Raw genomic sequence first — 18,134 nt, 5'->3', positions numbered from 1 at the left:
CACTATCAAATAAACCTAAATGAAAAAAATAGCCCTCTCTTTACTAACTTTCGCTTTTCTATGTCTACTAAGCTGTTCTACATCGCACAAACTGGCCACTTTAAAACCAGAACCAGACGATGCCAGCCCAATTATATATCAAAATGTCCCTTCTTTTATTAGCTTACCTATCAATGTAAAGCTTAAAGACATTGAAAATAAAACCAATAGTTATTTAAATGGTTTGATTTACGAAGACAATGACATCGAAGATGATGACATTGAAATGAAGATATGGAAATTAGCACCTATCACTATAAAAAACAGCAAAGAAACCAATGCTGAAAAAATCACAACCATCCTCCCTTTAAAAGCGACCATAAAATATCGAATTGGCACCAAAACAATGGGCCTAAATCTCTATAACACCAAAGAATTTCATCTAAATGGAATTGTAACCCTAAATAGTAAAGTAAATTTAAACAACTGGAGACTTAAAACCGAAACAGAACTAATTGGATTAGATTGGAACGAAAGTCCTACGATGACCGTTTTTGGTAAAAACATGCCTGTTACTTATTTAATCAATCCTTCCATAAAATTATTCAAAGCTAAAATTCAGAAAAAAATTGACGAAGCTATCGAAAAAGCAACCAATTTTAAACCGAATGTATTTGCTGTCTTAGAAAAAATTTGCACGCCATTTCAAATGAATGAAGCTTATGAAAGCTGGTTACGAATTGTCCCTCAAGAAATATACACGACAAGCTCACATTTAAAAAACGATTCCTTCTTACTTCAAATGGGAATAAAATGCAATATGGAAACCATTATCGGGCAGGTACCCGAAACTAAATTTGACGCTAACAAAATAGCTTTAAAGATAGTAAACAAAATTCCAAGTCACGTAAATGCCAATATTGTAGCGGTTTCCAGTTATCAGGACGCATCCAGAATTATGAAGAAGAATTTTGCTGGTCAAGAATTTACATCTGGCTCTAAAAAAGTAACAGTACAGGATGTCAATATTTGGCACAAAAGTGGCAAAATGGTCATTGGTCTTGATTTAACAGGTTCTTTAAACGGAACCATCTATTTAGCAGGATTTCCAAAATACAATGCAGAGAAAAAAGAAATTTATTTTGACGAGTTAGATTATGTATTGGACACCAAAAACAAATTATTACGCACTGCTAACTGGCTGGCACAAGGTTTAATTTTGAAAAAAATCCAACAAAATTGCCGTTATTCCATAAAACCTAACCTGGAGGAAGGCAAAAAAACAACGCTGAATTACCTAAACAATTATTCACCTATGACTGGAGTTTTTGTAAATGGAAAAATGGACGATATTCAATTCCAGAAAATTGAATTAAGTCAAAACGCAATTATTGCCTTCATAAAAGTAAATGGCGAAATCAACATCACAGTAGATGGCTTAGAATAAACTAATCACTAATCTACTTTTGTTTTGGATTTTCTCATTTTATAAATAAAATAACCCACAATAGCAACCAATAGATAAGGAACAGCCATCAAAAAAACGATACCGTCATTGACTGCTTTAGCTTGTTCTACATTCGCATCATTATTTAATGCCGCACGACACATGGCGCATTGTGCATAAGTTGAAATTCCAAAAAACAAAAAACAAATTCCAAAAAACATCTTCTTAGTCTTGGAATTTGGAATTTTAAAATTGAGATTTTGTATTTCTTTACACATAATAAGGAGCAATCATTAAATAAACAATCACACCTGTTACAGCCACATATAACCAAATTGGAAATGTAATTTTTGCTATTTTTTTGTGCTTATCAAATACTTGTGCCAAAGCTCTAACATAGGTAATCAATACTAAAGGAATAATTATTACCGAAAGAATGATGTGTGTAATAAGAATAAAATAATAGACATACTTAATGGCACCTTCACCACCAAATTTAGTAGAATCTGAAGTCATATGATATGCCACATACATCCCTAAAAAAGCTACCGAACAAGCAATAGCCGTTTTCATAAGATTTTCGTGAAGTGTTACTTTTCCCTTTTTAATCGCTACTACTGCCAACACTAACAAAACAGCTGTGATACCATTAATAGTTGCGTAGATAGGAGGTAAAAAAGAAAGAGGCTCAACATCATAACCTAGTTTACGTAAATTAACTCCAAAAAGTAATGCTACTACCAAAGGAATAGCAACAGATAAAACTACAATCCACTTATTATATTTTGTTTCTAAATTTTGTTTTTCCATGATCTATTCTGCTAATAAAATACTTATATCTTGTTGTATATCTCTAACGCCCGCTTTTTCTAACCCATCGTAATATAAAATAGGATTACCAAACTCATCTTTTCTACAACGAATGTTTCCGTTTTTATCAATTAGAGCAAACATTCCAGAATGCTCAAATCCACCGTTTACTTTACTATTTTCTCCAGCATATAAATTATAACCTTTATTAGCCAAATCAAAAATAGTTTGCCTGTCACCTGTTAAAAAATTCCAATTAGATGATTTAACACCTAACAACACTGCATGGGATTTTAAGACTGCGGGAGTATCATGTACAGGGTCAATGGTTATTGAAACAATTCCAAAATTAGGATTACCAAAAAATTTCTTTTCAATAATCAACATACTTTGATTCATTTTTGGACAAATAGACGGACAAGTCGTAAAGAAAAATTCTAAAACATATACTTTGCCTTTGTAAGTGTCGTTTGTAATTTTTTCTCCATTTTGATTCGTTAGTTCAAATTTAGGAGCTGGTCCTATTTTAACTAAAGCATCTTCAGCACTAGAAGATGAAGAAACTTTATCCAAACGATCGCCTTTTACAACATCGCTATTTTGAATTCTGGAAACAATTTTTGGAACGGCATAAATTCCAAAAATCAGGATAATAAAGGCAATTCCAATAAAGGATTTATTTTTAATCATAACTAAACTATTTACAATTGCTTAGTAGCATTATTATTTTTTTTAAGAGCGGCACGGTATTCATACAAAATGATTTTAAAATCATCTAGCATTTCATTACTTAATTCCGAAGGATGAAAAGTGTCATAACCTTCTTTATATTCTTTCTTATCTTTTCGCCCTCTTAAATTTCGCTCTTTATCAATGATAAAAACATTAGAAGTACCGTAATTAGCATCTAACTTATTAACTAAATGCAATTGATTATAATAGCTTTTAATTTCATCTGGCGTAGTAAAAACAAAATACCAATGTGAAACATCCGTAAAATCATCAAAAGCATCCATAATACTTTTAACATCCTTTTCTGTCCCAAGAGGACAAATCATAACAAATTGCAAATCTTTAAATCCATGATAACGTTGATAGATTTTTTCGTTTAGATTAAAAAGATTTCCTCGATTTTTTAATAGCTGTGTACCCGAAAACCCTAAAATGGTAATTTTTTTATCTAAAGTAACCTTTTCACCATTTAAAGAAGTCCAATTCCCTATATCGGCAATTTTAGGAGTAATTATTGGAAGTTTTATAAAACTATTTACACCAGAGGCAAAAAACAAATAGGCAACAATAGGTAGGATAAAAAGAACAAAAAGAACTATATTTTTTTTCATCTGGGGAAGTACATTTATTAAGTGCAAAAATAAAAAAAGGCACGCAATAGCGTGCCCTTTTTTTGAATTAATATAGTGTTAAAAATTCCATTTAATAGTTGAATCTTTAAAAACCCCATAAATATAATCCCCTTCAGTCAACAGAATGAAAAGTAAGTATAAGACAAGAAAAACAATAGGTAAAACGATAGACCATTTAAGACTAGATTTTTCACCTTCTATGTGCATAAATGCCCAAACAATATAATATGCCTTAAAAATTGTAAGTGCATAAAATATCCAATTTAACAAACTCATACCAAGTAAATACCCTCGGTGTAAAGCATCTGGTTTGTAAATCCCTAATATTACCTCTATAATTGTAACTACTGATAAAATTGCAAATACTTTCCAGATTCTACCTGCATTTGATTCATGTGCATGTGCCATAATATAAAACTTTAAAAAATTAAACTAGATAGAAAACTGTAAATACAAATACCCACACTAAGTCTACAAAGTGCCAGTACAATCCAACTTTTTCTACCATTTCATAACTTTTTCTTTTCTCGTATGTTCCTAGTAACACATTGAAGAAAATGATAATATTAATAATAACTCCAGAAAATACGTGGAATCCGTGGAAACCTGTAATAAAGAAAAAGAAATCAGCAAATAATTTACTTCCGTACTCATTTCTTACCAAGTTAGCTCCTTCTACAACATAAGCAGCATCTTTTAATCTAGCTTCAGACTCTGCTCTTGAAAGGATTGTTTTTTGCTTGTCTTTGATTACTTCGGTTCTTATTAACACATCCGGATGTGCTTTGAAACCAGCTTGAACTTCAGCTACTGAATAAGTAGGCAAAGTAGCCTCTTCCATAAACCAAGTTGCTTTACTTCTTGACAATTGCTCTCTTTCTTCAGGTAATTTTACAGCAAAATCAGCAAGAGCAATTTGTTTTCCTTCTTTATTAACAAATTGTAAAATACTTCCACCTTTAGTTTCAATAGCTCCGTACTCTCCTTTAATGAAGTTTTTCCACTCCCAGGCTTGAGAACCAACGAAAATCAAACCACCAATAATAGTTAAAAACATGTAGATTATCACTTTATTTTTCTTCATTTGGTGACCTGCGTCAACAGCTAATACCATTGTTACAGATGAAAAAATCAAAATAAAAGTCATAAATGCCACATAATACATAGGAGCAGTTACTCCGTGCATAAATGGGAAGTGAGTAAACACTTCATCGGCCAATGGCCAAGTTTCAATAAATTTAAATCTTGAAAAACCGTAAGCTGCTAAGAATCCAGAAAAAGTCAAGGCATCAGACATGATAAAGAACCACATCATCATTTTACCATAACTTGCTCCCATTGGCTCATTGCCGCCTCCCCAAGTTGTTTCTTCGTTATTTGCAGTAGTAACTGTCGCTTCCATAAAAGTTATTCGTTAAAAAGTTCCCAAATTTACGTTTTTTTCTTATTTAAAGAAATATATAAATAAAAATAATAAAACCCATAGTAAATCCAGAAAGTGCCAATACATTGCACCTAGTTCTATACCAAGAGTTTGAGTCGAATTGTATTTTTGTTTAAAATGATTATAAATTATAATTAAAAGCGAAATTAAGCCTCCAGCCAAGTGCAATAAGTGCATAAAAGCTATAATGTATAAGAAAGTCACCGTAATTGAACTCCCTTGTCCTGTCATATAATATCCACTAGCTATTATCTGCCCAAAACCTTCAAATTGTGAAACAACAAATGACACTCCTAATAACAACGTCGCTAATAACATCATCATTGTTAGACTACGATTGTCTTTTTGAATTGCTTTTTTAGCCAAATGAAAAGTAACACTACAAGCCACAATTAAAACTGTACTGACATAAAAAGCGGTTGGCAACTGAAAATCTTTCAACCAGTCTACTCTTGACTTACTCACAATAAAAGCACTAGTTAAACCGGCAAACATCATAAACATACTCACCATAGCAAACAACAAAATCATCTTAGACGACCTTGCACTTCTTATTTTTTGCTCTTCTGCTGTAAAAGTAACACCCATAATTATCTTAAAAATTTATCAATTATATATACTAATTGTAATAATGAAATATAAGACACACTTACTAACATTAATGTACGAGCTGCTTTGGCTGTTTTAATTTTATATAGCCGTACTGCATAATACAACATCCAAAGTCCCAATAAAAAAACAACAACGGCAGCAATTTCCGAGATAAATAATTTTCCCGTATAGCCTAAACAAGGTAATAATGAAGCTATAATTAACCAAACTGTATACAAAATAACCTGCAAAGCCGTTCCGTTATCTTTTTTCCCTGTAGGCAACATATAAAAACCAGCCTTAGCATAGTCGTCATACAAAAACCAACCAATAGCCCAGAAATGAGGGAATTGCCAGAAAAACTGAATTAAAAACAAGGTTCCTGCCTCAATACCAAAATCACCCGTAGCTGCTACCCAACCTAACATAAAGGGTATAGCACCTGGAAAAGCCCCCACAAATACCGATAAAGAGGTTATTGTTTTAAGCGGAGTATAAACACAGGTATATAAAAAAATAGAAATCGCCCCAAACATCGCTGTTTTAGGATTAATCATATATAGCAACACTAACCCAATAATCGTAAGCAAACTCGCCACAAAAACCGCCATTGTCGAAGACATTCTTCCTGAAGGAACCGGACGATTCTTTGTACGATCCATCAAAATATCCAAATCTTTTTCAATTACCTGATTAAAGGCGTTAGAAGCCCCTACCATGCAATAGCCACCTACACACAACATCAATAAAACAGACCATTGAAAAGGTTGCGAATCATTGAAACCCAAAAAATAACCCGCAATGGAAGAAAACAACACACTAATAGCTAATCCAGCTTTGGTGATTTCTTTAAAATCGGTAAAAATTGCTTTAAGGGAAAATGTATTTGTGGTTGCGCTCAATGCCTTTTCTATTAGGTTTTTGTAAAACTGCTGCAAAAGTAAGGCATCGAAAGGGAATTGACAAAAAACTAATCATAAAATATTGTTGAAGAAAAATTTAAGTTTTTTCAAAACAAAATTTTCAAAAAAACCAATTAACCAAATTGAGAACGTTAAAATTTATTTTTAATTAAACAGTTAAGTGTAAAAAACTCTCCATTTAAACTATTTATTAAAACCATCGCATATTTTTAAAGTACTCAAAATAATTTTACTCGTACTTTCATCATATCTTTTCAAATAACATTCTAACTCCTTAACATTCTTTTCATCAAAATAAAATAGAAATTTACTCTTATTTTCAAGCAAACCCCAATAAGAAAGAGCATGACTACCTAAAGAATAAAACCGAACTAGTAAAACTTTATCCCTATTGGGTTCTACGGGAAAAATTTCTAAATATTTTGCTACACCCATACTCCCTGAATAATTATCAACATCTATCTTACCAGTTTCTTTCTTTTCCAACAATTTATCTTCAATTAAAAAAAGTATCATATCTTTTTGATATTTTTTAATTCTAGAATCTTTTTGAACATAAAATCCTTTTTGAGAAAAACCAACACTTGAGATTAACACAAATAAGAGAATAAAGAAATACCTATTTTTATTCATTTTTATAATTAATTATAAAATTTAGCTGATTTAAAAGTTAATAACACAAAACAAGGAAAATCTGAAAATCAATAATCAAAATACCAATTAAAAATATCCGAACGCACTCCTATTGAGAACCAATTAGTACTCTCTTTAAATGTAGTTAGAGTATTCTGCATTGGGTTAAAATTTCTGTAGATATAACTCCCAAACAATTTCAAATTAGTGTATGGATTAATCAAATAGCCACCCTGAACATCCGTCATAAAGAAATTGGTTTTATTTCCTTGTCCTACTTTCACATTCTTATCAGCAAAACGTTCCAAATCGTAATCGCGGTAAATATTCGTTCCATAATTAGAATTAGCCCCCGAAGCAGCAAAATCAAAACCTCTAACAGCACTGGTTATTTTCATATCGGCAAACCATCTACCTTGATGGTAACGAGCAATAGCAACAAATTCACCAAAATTTGCACCCCACTGATGCCCTAAACTTTGATTGTTATGACCATAATTTGTGATAGGTTCGCTATGCGAATACACATAAGGTCTCACTCTATTGTATTCCAATTGCACTAACAAATTAGGCACATTGAAGGCATTGTAATACTTCGCTCCTATTTGATACCCATATTTGTTTTTCCAACTTCCATCACCTTCCTTCATATCATTCAACGAAAATTCATCTAAAAGAAACTGTCCGTAAAAATTAATTTGGTTATCCCATTTGTATTTGAATGTCAAACCAAGAAGTGCATTTCCGGACTTAGAAGAAGAACCAAACTCAACGGCACGATAAAAAATAATAGGATTTACAAAACTAGCATCAAACCCTCTGTCATTGCTATTTGTCCAAACAACAGATTCAAAGAAGCCTAAATTCAATCGATTGGAGACATTCCAACTCAAGTAATGATTTGCCATAAATTTAGTGGCATACGTTTTATCCACCGTCACTTCTGGACGCACATCTTTGAGCCACATAAAAGTATTGGTGTATTTTATTTTCCAAAACTTGGTATTCAACTTAAAATACGGATACGGACTTGCACCATCACTTTCCAACAAAGAACGATAGCCATCCCCAATAAAATTTCTACCATACCCTAATTGCATATCCATAAATTGATTAGGTGCAAAAGTTATATTGGCTTCCGCCAAAGGAAAATCATAAGCATCTGATTTGAATCCTTTAGCAATACCTATCCCTGGAATAATGGCAGGATTTCCCCCAGATGGCAAAATAGACTCGGCATAACGATTGTAATAATCTGCAAATCGACCTTGACTTTCAAATAAAGTAGTTGAAAAATTAAGTTTATCACCCAATCCTCCTCTAAAGTTAATTGCTCTGGTATTCACAAAAGTATTGACAGATGTAGCACCAGATGCCCTTCCTACTTGTAAATCCAAAACTGGATTCAGCGTAAACCAATAATCCTCACCACGAATTTCAACTGTATTCTCATTCCATAATTTTCTCGACCACCAATCAGAGGCTTTCTTTTTTAATTTTTCATTTTCTTGTTTAAAATTAAAATAACGCGCTACCTCCGAATAATTATAGGGTTTTGAAGCCGTATGATTATTACTTCCCACCTTATTCATTTCGGCATCAAAGTGCGCATAATAACTATGAGAGAATGGAATATTTAAGTGACTTTCAAACTCTGGATTATTGTATTTTTTATACACAATACTATCCAATTCAGTTAATGGTTCATTTGTATTTCTGATTACATTGGCTTTTGCTAAATTTTCAGCTTCTAAAGTAGCTGAACTTTTTAAAGGAATCGCAATTGTTATATTATAAGTAGAATAAGTAGGTTTACCATTGTAAGTAGCAGGAGCAATTATTGGAAACTTTGCAAAAACCCGCTTGGTTTCTGTCATCAATTTTTCATCAACTGCATTGACATATATCACTTTAAAAGCACCATTGGCATCCACTTCAAAAAGGACTTTTACATTCCCATTGAATTTATTTTGAACCAATGATTCTGGAACAACAAAATTTTGAAAAATGAATTCTTGTACTTCTGTATAAAAACATTTTTCTAATGCTTTGTCTTCCCAATTACTACAGTTAGGAAATACAGGAAATCGTTCTGCCGATGAAGGCTTGTCAGTCTGGGCATTACTAACAAAAGCAGAAATACAGAACAATAAAATTAATCCAACTTTATTCATAGGAATGAGGGTCATTATTTAATATTCATTTTGATTATGCCTTCTATGGACAATTTCTTTTGCCGATGAAGTTCCAATTCTTTTTACACCCAATTGTATCATGGCTACTGCATCTTCATAGGTACGAACACCTCCTGCTGCTTTTACTGGCAAAGGAGAAGCATTTTCTAACATCATAATTATTGATTGGATGGTAGCACCATTAGGTTCATTATTAGCCGTTTTATAAAATCCAGTAGAAGATTTGACAAAAACAGCATTATAATCCGCTTCTGAAAAATGAGTCAAAACTACATTTTTTATCAAAGCCGATAATTGAATAATCTGTTGGTCCGTCAAAGCTGCTACTTCAATAATCCATTTGATGATTTTATTATTAGCTAATGCCAATTGAGTTCCCTTTAAAATTTCGCTTTTAACCAAATCAATTTCTCCATTTATGAAGGCTTCGTAGTTACATACAAAATCCAATTCATCGGCGCCCTCTGTAATGGCTTGACTGGCTTCATTTAATTTAGTTTCGATAGTTGAATTTCCAGATGGAAAATCGATTACGGTTCCTATCAAAAGCTTAGCCGAAGTATCTAAAACAATTTTTCTGGCTAAAGAAACCATTTCTGGTCGAATCATTATCAACTTAAAACCTTCCTGTATCGCTTCGTTTACAAATGTCTTAAGAACTTCTTGATTTTGATTCTCGTCAAGTCCAGCTTGAGCCGCTGTCTTTAAATAAGTGGAATCTATAAACGATTTAATATCCATTAATTAGCTTTTTGTCTTTAGTTGATTCACAAAAATACATTTAAAATTCTAAAGCCTAAATGAAATATTTTTAGATTATCCGATTTTTCAATTCAAAACAGGCATAAATAACAAATCCCGCCTAAGCGGGATTCATTATATCTCAATTTTACTTAAAAAGTCATTCTTATCTAATAAACAAATAGCTATTAACGCCAGTAAAGATCCCGCTGTATTAGCGATTACATCGGTTAAATCGCCACTTCTGTAAGCTGTAAAATAGGTTTGAAATAATTCTATTGCCGATCCAAATAATAGCGACATCATAAATACTATCCCTAAAAGATTGGTTCTTTTTTGTGTTTTTAAATAAAAACGCAAGGCATAAAACCACAAAACACTAAATACAAAATAAAAGAAAGCATGTATGTATTTATCAATGTAAGCAATCTTAATTTCAGGTAACTCACTTATTTTTTTAGGCAGAAATACAAAATAATGACTGCCCAAAAAATAGCAGCCCCTAAACTAATTTTCTTAAGCACCGATAAGTTCTTGATAAGCTTCACTACTTAACAAACTATCGATTTCGGATGCATCAGAAATTTTAACTTTAATCATCCATCCATCTCCATAAGGATCAGAATTTACTAATTCTGGAGCGTCTTCTAAACCAGTATTGAATTCGATAATTTCACCAGATAATGGTAAAAACAAATCAGAAACTGTTTTTACAGCTTCTACAGTACCAAAAACTTCATCTTTATCAAGTGTTTGATCTAAAGTTTCCACTTCAACATAAACGATATCACCCAACTCTTTTTGAGCAAAATGTGTGATTCCTACAGTAGCAACATCACCCTCTATACTTACCCATTCGTGGTCTTTAGTGTATTTTAAATTTGCTGGTATGCTCATAATAATAAGTATTTATAGTATAAAATATATTTTTTTTGCAAATGTAACAATCTTCCAATTAAATTTTACTTCTAAATTAGAAATTAATTACCAAAATTATATCTAAGAGTAAATCCGGAACGAATATTAGTAATCGGATAAGAAGTTGAAATTACCGCTTGAGAAAAAGAATGATCATAGTAAAAAATAGCCGTAAGGTTTTTACTAAACGAATAATCAGCTGTGACTTTTAATGACCATAAATTTTGTCCTCCTCCCAACTGATTGTTATCGTAATCCAAATAGCGAACTATAGTTTGATTGTTACGATAAGACAAATCGGCTTTCAAATTAATATCACCTTTAATAACACCTGTTGGATTATCGGCCAATCTTGACGAAAAAACGACATTTTTGAAACGATATCCTAAACCAACTATGTATTCAACCCCTTTTACTTCCGTCAATAAGTTATTATCAAAACTCATGGACAAAGCACGGTCTTTTTTAATCTCAGTAAGCACTTTTAGCGAATTTTTCAACTCAAAATCCAATCTAACTAAAGGGCTAAATTGCTCCACCAAATTGACATTAGAAATTAATGTCTTATTATAAAAATTACCACTATCGTCTACTCCTGAAGGATCTTTGTCAAAATCAAAATTAGATCTAAATTGATTGATGGTATAAGAGGCTCTATAGGCGTGTTGTAAAGAAAAACGTCGGAACGTTTTCTTGAATACCTCATAACGCATCAAGCCATTGTATTTTACATTCCAGTTTGGAATTGGGAAACTTCTAAAAATACCTTTGGATACACTCGTCGCATCCGAACCAGTATAAGCAGCTACAAATGCTGGCAATAATACCGACTGACTGTTCTTTCCAAAACCTATTGGATAACCTTGATTATTCGTATATATCTCTCTTTTCTTTTGTTCAGGATCATTGTTTGGGTCTATTGGATCAGTTGGTATCGGATTAGCACTATCACCATATCTTGGAATTGGATTTCCTGCCCCATAATAATCTTCGGCTAAGCGATTAGCAATAATCAAACGATTGTTTCTAAATTCATCAAAAGCAACTGAAGAAAACTCATCACTTTTAGAAAAAGCAGTCTTAATCAACACAGTCGAAATAGAGAACATACCGTAATTGTAGGGTGAACGCGAATTGTAAGTCCCATCAGAAGCAATATCATATTGTTCTGAAAAATTATTCGAATACGATCGATCCATATTCAAATCAATTTTGAAATCTGGAAATAAATCCACGTTAGCTGTGGCTCGCAACACCTTATTGGTTACCTGAGTATAATTTTGATTAAACTCTTGGTAATTAGTCAACCATCCATTTTTAGCCGCTTCATAACGCACATCATCTTGACTTCCAAAAATAAAACCTAATGAAGGTCTTGAAGAACCTAAGAAACCTATACTTGGCGTATATCCAGGTAAGAGAGTTCCGCTATTTTCAGTATAATTGATTTGAACATTTTTAATACTCGTTAATACCCCTAACAATCCATCCACAAATTCATTTGATTGTGCTTGCGGTTTAGGCGCAGCAGCTATTTTTTGTCCTGGTTTAGGGACTACTGCTGGAGGTCTTCTCACAGGAGCTTTTGATTTAGTCAAGCCTAAATACTTATACAAGGTTTCCATATTGAAACTCGCATTCAAGGCATTAGTTCGTGCATTTTGAACTGTATTTCCTAAATTATAATTAACTCCATCAACTATAATTTCCGAAAGTGCATTTGCTGATTTTTGCCAACTATAATCTCCTGTGTAAGAATAATTTGCTTTTACAAAACTAAACAACGGTATTTTATTAATTGGAAGATCATAATTTAAAACCACCTGTTGTGTATGACGGTTAGGATCGCCAATGTCCCAATAGCTATCCCAAATTGTAAAATCTTCTATAGGTTGGTCAAGATCATTCAAATAATTTTTAACCAAATTATTAGTGGTTGCTGCATAACTAAACTTCAATGATTTAGTCAAATTAAAATTGAAACCATAGTTATAATTAAATCCAAAATTTCTTCGGTACAAAGGTTGTAATTCTAAACCAGGAACATTATCCACCTGTCTAAATTGTTGACGATTGTATTGTCTGTTAATATTGGTATTAAAAGTAACATTAGAAGGTAAGTAATTAAAATTAAAATCACTCAACAACTTCCAATAGCTACTTTTTTTCATGAATTTTGTTTTCTTGAAAGGCTCTACCGGTTTATTATCAAAACTGTACGCATAATCTACTGACGTACTTGCCTGTTGATCCAAATAATCTTCAATTTCATAATCATGTCGTTCTACTTTATTAAACGATTGTGAAAAAGTAAAATTTTCTGGGTCATAAATATGAGGCTTTTGTTCGGCTCCTCTTTGTTTTCTTACCCCAATAAAATTAATACTTGTACGTTTCGTATAATCAATAGCGCGATTTCTTAAATTAGCTCTAACATCTGCATCATCCGTTTCACTTAAAAGTTGTTTCAACTTGATATCTTGATTAAAAGGATCGTACTCCGGTTTAATAGTTTCTTCACCTACACTATAATTGAAAGGCAAATTAACACCCCATTTGTTTGGTAGCAGTTTCCCCAAATTAATATTGGTTACAATATTATACTGCTGAATATCTTCTCTACTTCTCTCATTTGGTCCTTGTTCAATGGTTCCAAAACCTACCGTACTCATTTTCCCTGTTGCAGAAACAGTGGCAAAATCGGCAAAATTTGTATCCACATTCAATACAGCAGCCATCCCTCCGTGATTGTCCATCTCAGCCAAACGAAGTTCATTGAACCAAACTTCTCCTTTAATTTTCTGATGAGTTTCATTGCTTTTTACCCCCACCATCAAAGTACGCACCATTCCAAAATTAGGATTTCCTTTTATTCCTAATTTCAATTTACTATCACCATCACGTTCATTAGGATTCCCGGGAACATTAGTATCATCATCTAAATAATAAACACCTTCCAAAGGCAGTGAACTTGCATCTACACTCATGGATTTGACTTTTAACTTAGTCAGTAATGCTAAAGACAAATCGATTTCATTGGCTTCAGGCCAAACTTCTTCTGCTGTATATTTACAATTACCATCCGTTGCAGCCGTAACTTTTAATGGAATTTCAACCTGATAGAAATTTTGCGTAAAATCATTACCAAAACGAATAAATCCAACCATTTGATTATCTGTTAAAGGAATCTCTCCTTTTAAAGATTCAGCATGTAAAAACATTTGCAGTTTTTTAAACTGACGCATATCTACACTTACATTTTTAAAAACCGCTCTTGAATCTCCAATTTCTAAACCATCTCCTGCAACTCTTAACGATAATGATTGCTCATTTTGATTAATCAAGGTATTGTTATTATACAATTGTTCTCTTGTAACACCTGGCGGTGTTATATAATTAACAGGACATCTGGTGTCATTTTCCTGAATATTAACAGCTGTAATATCTAACTCTGTATTATCATTATCCACATTTGTATCAGTAGGATCTAGTGTACTCGTATATCTTCTCCATTCTCCTCTAACCAAATCCAATGCTCCAAAACGCATGGTTACTTCTTCATCAAAACCTGTCATGAACATTCTCATAAAACGAATCGATCTAAAATCACTAATATTCCCAATAACATTTTGCGGTTGTGAAACCGGTATTTTAAATTGGATCCATCTGGCATTAATCATTTCTCCATTTGGTAAAGGCTCATCATTTACTACACGAATATCAGTAACATAATTTTCCCCTACTTGCATCCCCGGCTTCATATCAATACTGTATTCATAATAAGCATTAATAGTATTCATTGTATTATCTCTGTTGATATCTTCAACATCAGGAACGGTGGAGGCTCCCCTATTAGGATCATTGATATCAACAGCCGAGTTACCATCAACTCCGTTATAATTTTTATAACGCTCTTTAATTCCACCTGAAGTATTCAAATAATAAGTATAATCATCCGCTGCCGGATCTGATTCTCCGGCAAAATTAGTATATACTGTTGCCTCTCCATTATTAGATAAACCATCTAAACCAACATCTTGATTTTTTCTACTATCAGCATTAGCATCAAAAGCATAAATTAATGATTGGGAAGCAGGAACATCTCCCCAAATTGGTCTTGGATTTACTAAAATTTGATCAGGTCCTAATCCATTTTCATACTGTTTCCTTCCGTCTTTCAAAATATCTTCTGAAATTTCCCCAAGATTGAAATAAATTTTACCTGTATTAGTAGGCGTTGTACTTCCATTACCCACATAAGGATCTAATACCCAAAACTGAATGTATTCCACATTTCCCTGTTCGAAATTAGTAGAGCTTAACGAACGCATAATTCCTCCGTAATTCTCTTTAGGAGTTAAACCAAAATTTGAATTATTATTATACGGTCCTCTTTCGGATGGGAAATAAGTTAAATCCAGGGTATTAATTACCTGTGTTTGTCCCTGAGCTATATCCAATGTTGGATACAACTCTTTGCTATAAATTCTTCTGGTTGAGTTCAAAGAAATATCATCATTTGAAACGCCAGAGGGTTTTTGAACATAAAAAACAGGATCTATAGTGTACCAAGCTAATTTTGCTCTTTTATGCCCATAGGACAAATCATTCGACGTTCCATTAAACTCATACGCCGTTGGAAACTTAGCATCTTGATTAGTAGGTGTTGAAGCTAAACTCCAGGCATAAGCCGAACGCATATCGATAGATGATTGAGTACCTTCAAAATCATCTACATACAATGTTGATTGTCCTTGAAATTGATCTGCTTTCGGGGTATCAGGTTTTAAGAACGCAATTTCACCTCTAACGGATAAATTTGATGGCACATCAGTATCAACATTAGGAAGCATATTTACTAATCTTGTAAAAAAAGGAACCTCAGTTGAGAAATTAGTATTGAATCCAAAAATAGTATTGTTTACAGATTCCTGACCATAATTCGATTTTTGGGTAAATGGTTTTTCAGTCATCTTCAAAAAGGTTCCACCTAATGTAAAATTATCCGAAAATTTATGTTCTACATTCACTCCCATAAATCGTCTAGTTTGTTGACCAAAAATGGAATTATTTTCCAAAGAAACATTAATAGGCGTATTGGAAGCTTGTAATGATGGATCCAGAATCTGAACTCTCCCCAATTGATAGTTAACACTATAATCTACTCCTTCAACTAAAACTCTTCCTCCGGCGGTTACTACAACCGAACCCTGAGGCACATTGAATGCTCCAATAGGAATACCATCACCACTGGATGATTTGTATTTTCCTCTTAATAAAAATTTATTTTTATCACTATCTTCTAATGCCTTGGCCTGTGTTTTTCGATACATGGCTCCAAAAACGTATTTACTTTGGTTAGGATTATATGTAGCTGTATTACTATAATCTTCAACTGTATTAGTAGTCAACTTATTAAATAACAACTCCCCAAAAGGTTCTTTAGTAGTAAAAATGATACGTCCATTTTGAGTATCCATTGTCAATCCGGAAACAAAATCAAAAAACCCATCACCACCCGTTTGACGATCATTGTTATAATTTAACTTATCTAAATTAAACACATTCAACAATGGAGTTTCGGCCACCTTATCATCCGGAGAAGGATTCACGGGAAATGGATTTCCTGTTACGGGAGTTATATAATTTAAAGGTGAAGGATCAGTATAAAGGATATTAAATCTAAAATCTTCTTGTTTGATTTGGTAAGCACCAGGGATTTGATAAATATTCTTCATCATCAAATTCCACACAGGATTAGAAACATTAGTCAGATTACTTTTCAACATTTTTAACACCAAACTTTGAGTCACAACAGCCTGCGTTGATTGTGGTGTTCCGGTAACAAGCGTTGCATCCACGCCATCATTACCAAACTCTCCCACTTGATAAACCTGATCACCTATTGTATATTCATAAGCTACAGCCAAAATTTCATCATTCGACAATCTTTGTTGCAGAGAAATATATCCTAATTGTGGATGATAGGTAAATTCATTAGTCGTTAATTTACGAGCATTCTCCAGTTTTGAATAGTCTTGTCCTTCACTTACAGACACTTTAAAACCTGCACTAGCGGTAGCAATTTCACGAATATCTGTTTTTAAATAACCATCTGCGAGTCCAATTTTTGCAGGATCATATTTATTATTTGCATTATCTGATGGAGTATCAGCGGGAGTATTAAACATTCCTGTCGAAGGATTTAAAACCACCACTTCATTATCATTTAAACCCGTTAACTGTGCTTCTCCTAAATCCTGGATTGCGATTACGTTTCTTAAATTATTAGCCGTGGTATTAAGACGTGTTTGCTTATTAGTTACCCAAACCTCAATTCTTGTAATTTGTACTCTACTATCAATAAATGGATAATTTTTTAAAGCCGCATCGTATCGATTTCTAAAGTATTGCGATAAGAAAAAGTGTCTGTCGTTATCATAATCCAAAGCATAGAGATCAAAATCCTGAATAGTTCCTCCTCCTTGTGAAACCACTGTCTTAGTCTGGGATTTTTGTTCAGAGAAAACACCTGTTACCATTGTTTTACCAAATTGTAACTGTGCCTTGACACCAAACAAACTCTGTGCTCCTCTAATTAAAGAACTGTTTAAAGGCATACTCACATTTCCAACTTCAATTTTTTGAATAATATCATCTTCAGTTGGCGCATATTCTAATTTCAGTAAGTTTTGAAAAGCAAATGTAGATTGGGTGTCATAATTAGCATTTACATTCAGTCGGGTTCCCACTTTCCCCATCAAACTCATGCTAATTCTTTGATCAAAATCAAAAGCAAGATTAGACCTGTTTCTGGGAGAAAAGGAAGGATTGTCCTGTTTGGTATATCGAACACCCATATCCATTTCAACGGAACCGGTAGGCTTTACATCAATTGTATTACTACCAAAAATAGATTCAAACAATCCCGAATTGACATAATATCTGGGTAATAAATCTTTTTTATCAGCTTCACTACCTTTTTTCTTCCCATCAATTGCATCCGATTTTTTTTGAAATAATCCTTCATAGATTCTTTCAAAACTAAATTTTCGTATTCTTTTGGAGTTAGTATAATGGGGTACTTGA

At 32.9% G+C, this 18,134-nt stretch carries 15 protein-coding genes; 1 reads left to right on the top strand and 14 read right to left on the bottom strand.

Features of this window, described 5'->3' with window-relative positions; translation table 11 throughout:
- Positions 1 to 19: 19 nt before the first annotated feature.
- The gene (locus P5P90_RS11505) at positions 20 to 1,426 is read left to right on the top strand and encodes a DUF4403 family protein (protein ID WP_278034821.1); all 1,407 of its coding nucleotides are present in this window, start codon (positions 20 to 22) and stop codon (positions 1,424 to 1,426) included.
- A gap of 8 nt (positions 1,427 to 1,434) precedes the next feature.
- Here the strand turns inward: P5P90_RS11505 and P5P90_RS11500 are convergent, their stop codons facing one another.
- The 14 genes from P5P90_RS11500 to sov form a co-directional block, all read right to left on the bottom strand.
- Positions 1,435 to 1,647 carry a hypothetical protein gene (locus P5P90_RS11500; protein ID WP_278034820.1) on the bottom strand — a complete coding sequence of 71 codons (213 nt, stop codon included), beginning with the start codon at positions 1,645 to 1,647 and terminating at the stop codon, positions 1,435 to 1,437.
- A 49-nt stretch (positions 1,648 to 1,696) separates the two neighbouring features.
- Entirely contained in the window at positions 1,697 to 2,236 is a 540-nt protein-coding gene (locus P5P90_RS11495; RefSeq protein ID WP_278034819.1) for a DUF420 domain-containing protein, read from the bottom strand.
- Positions 2,237 to 2,239: 3 nt separating this feature from the next.
- A complete protein-coding gene (locus tag P5P90_RS11490; protein WP_278034818.1) occupies positions 2,240 to 2,926 on the bottom strand; it encodes an SCO family protein in 687 nt (228 codons plus the stop codon).
- Between the two features lie 11 nt (positions 2,927 to 2,937).
- The gene (locus P5P90_RS11485; RefSeq protein ID WP_278034817.1) at positions 2,938 to 3,579 is read right to left on the bottom strand and encodes a hypothetical protein; all 642 of its coding nucleotides are present in this window, start codon (positions 3,577 to 3,579) and stop codon (positions 2,938 to 2,940) included.
- A gap of 78 nt (positions 3,580 to 3,657) precedes the next feature.
- Positions 3,658 to 4,008, bottom strand: coding sequence for a cytochrome C oxidase subunit IV family protein (locus P5P90_RS11480; protein ID WP_278034816.1), 351 nt, complete (start codon positions 4,006 to 4,008; stop codon positions 3,658 to 3,660).
- A gap of 19 nt (positions 4,009 to 4,027) precedes the next feature.
- Positions 4,028 to 5,002: a cytochrome c oxidase subunit 3 gene (locus P5P90_RS11475; RefSeq protein ID WP_278034815.1), complete on the bottom strand. Its 975-nt coding sequence runs from the start codon at positions 5,000 to 5,002 to the stop codon at positions 4,028 to 4,030.
- 42 nt (positions 5,003 to 5,044) lie between these two features.
- Positions 5,045 to 5,632, bottom strand: a complete 588-nt coding sequence (locus P5P90_RS11470; protein ID WP_278034814.1) for a cytochrome c oxidase subunit 3 — start codon at positions 5,630 to 5,632, stop codon at positions 5,045 to 5,047.
- A 2-nt stretch (positions 5,633 to 5,634) separates the two neighbouring features.
- Positions 5,635 to 6,537 carry a heme o synthase gene (gene cyoE, locus P5P90_RS11465; RefSeq protein WP_278034813.1) on the bottom strand — a complete coding sequence of 301 codons (903 nt, stop codon included), beginning with the start codon at positions 6,535 to 6,537 and terminating at the stop codon, positions 5,635 to 5,637.
- A 204-nt stretch (positions 6,538 to 6,741) separates the two neighbouring features.
- Positions 6,742 to 7,191 (bottom strand): hypothetical protein, encoded by a 450-nt coding sequence (locus P5P90_RS11460; protein ID WP_278034812.1) that lies wholly within the window; start codon positions 7,189 to 7,191, stop codon positions 6,742 to 6,744.
- A gap of 68 nt (positions 7,192 to 7,259) precedes the next feature.
- Positions 7,260 to 9,365 carry a gliding motility protein RemB gene (locus tag P5P90_RS11455; RefSeq protein ID WP_278034811.1) on the bottom strand — a complete coding sequence of 702 codons (2,106 nt, stop codon included), beginning with the start codon at positions 9,363 to 9,365 and terminating at the stop codon, positions 7,260 to 7,262.
- Between the two features lie 18 nt (positions 9,366 to 9,383).
- Positions 9,384 to 10,127, bottom strand: coding sequence for a deoxyribose-phosphate aldolase (gene deoC, locus P5P90_RS11450; protein WP_278034810.1), 744 nt, complete (start codon positions 10,125 to 10,127; stop codon positions 9,384 to 9,386).
- A gap of 135 nt (positions 10,128 to 10,262) precedes the next feature.
- Complete coding sequence (locus P5P90_RS11445) at positions 10,263 to 10,616, bottom strand: VanZ family protein (protein WP_278034809.1); 354 nt, start codon at positions 10,614 to 10,616, stop codon at positions 10,263 to 10,265.
- 27 nt (positions 10,617 to 10,643) lie between these two features.
- Entirely contained in the window at positions 10,644 to 11,024 is a 381-nt protein-coding gene (gene gcvH / locus P5P90_RS11440) for a glycine cleavage system protein GcvH (RefSeq protein WP_278034808.1), read from the bottom strand.
- An 83-nt stretch (positions 11,025 to 11,107) separates the two neighbouring features.
- Positions 11,108 to 18,079 carry a T9SS outer membrane translocon Sov/SprA gene (gene sov / locus P5P90_RS11435; protein ID WP_278036518.1) on the bottom strand — a complete coding sequence of 2,324 codons (6,972 nt, stop codon included), beginning with the start codon at positions 18,077 to 18,079 and terminating at the stop codon, positions 11,108 to 11,110.
- Between the last annotated feature and the right edge of the window lie 55 nt (positions 18,080 to 18,134).

The sequence above is a fragment of the Flavobacterium nitratireducens genome (assembly GCF_029625335.1).
GTDB lineage: Bacteria > Bacteroidota > Bacteroidia > Flavobacteriales > Flavobacteriaceae > Flavobacterium > Flavobacterium nitratireducens.
This window is presented reverse-complemented; position numbering and strand designations above follow the sequence as displayed.

Coding starts and splice junctions, on each gene's coding strand:
- P5P90_RS11505 (WP_278034821.1), top strand. CDS start 20: ATGAAAAAAATAGCCCTCTCTTTACTAACTTTCGCTTTTCTATGTCTA.
- P5P90_RS11500 (WP_278034820.1), bottom strand. CDS start 1,647: ATGTTTTTTGGAATTTGTTTTTTGTTTTTTGGAATTTCAACTTATGCA.
- P5P90_RS11495 (WP_278034819.1), bottom strand. CDS start 2,236: ATGGAAAAACAAAATTTAGAAACAAAATATAATAAGTGGATTGTAGTT.
- P5P90_RS11490 (WP_278034818.1), bottom strand. CDS start 2,926: ATGATTAAAAATAAATCCTTTATTGGAATTGCCTTTATTATCCTGATT.
- P5P90_RS11485 (WP_278034817.1), bottom strand. CDS start 3,579: ATGAAAAAAAATATAGTTCTTTTTGTTCTTTTTATCCTACCTATTGTT.
- P5P90_RS11480 (WP_278034816.1), bottom strand. CDS start 4,008: ATGGCACATGCACATGAATCAAATGCAGGTAGAATCTGGAAAGTATTT.
- P5P90_RS11475 (WP_278034815.1), bottom strand. CDS start 5,002: ATGGAAGCGACAGTTACTACTGCAAATAACGAAGAAACAACTTGGGGA.
- P5P90_RS11470 (WP_278034814.1), bottom strand. CDS start 5,632: ATGGGTGTTACTTTTACAGCAGAAGAGCAAAAAATAAGAAGTGCAAGG.
- P5P90_RS11460 (WP_278034812.1), bottom strand. CDS start 7,191: ATGAATAAAAATAGGTATTTCTTTATTCTCTTATTTGTGTTAATCTCA.
- P5P90_RS11455 (WP_278034811.1), bottom strand. CDS start 9,365: ATGAATAAAGTTGGATTAATTTTATTGTTCTGTATTTCTGCTTTTGTT.
- deoC (WP_278034810.1), bottom strand. CDS start 10,127: ATGGATATTAAATCGTTTATAGATTCCACTTATTTAAAGACAGCGGCT.
- gcvH (WP_278034808.1), bottom strand. CDS start 11,024: ATGAGCATACCAGCAAATTTAAAATACACTAAAGACCACGAATGGGTA.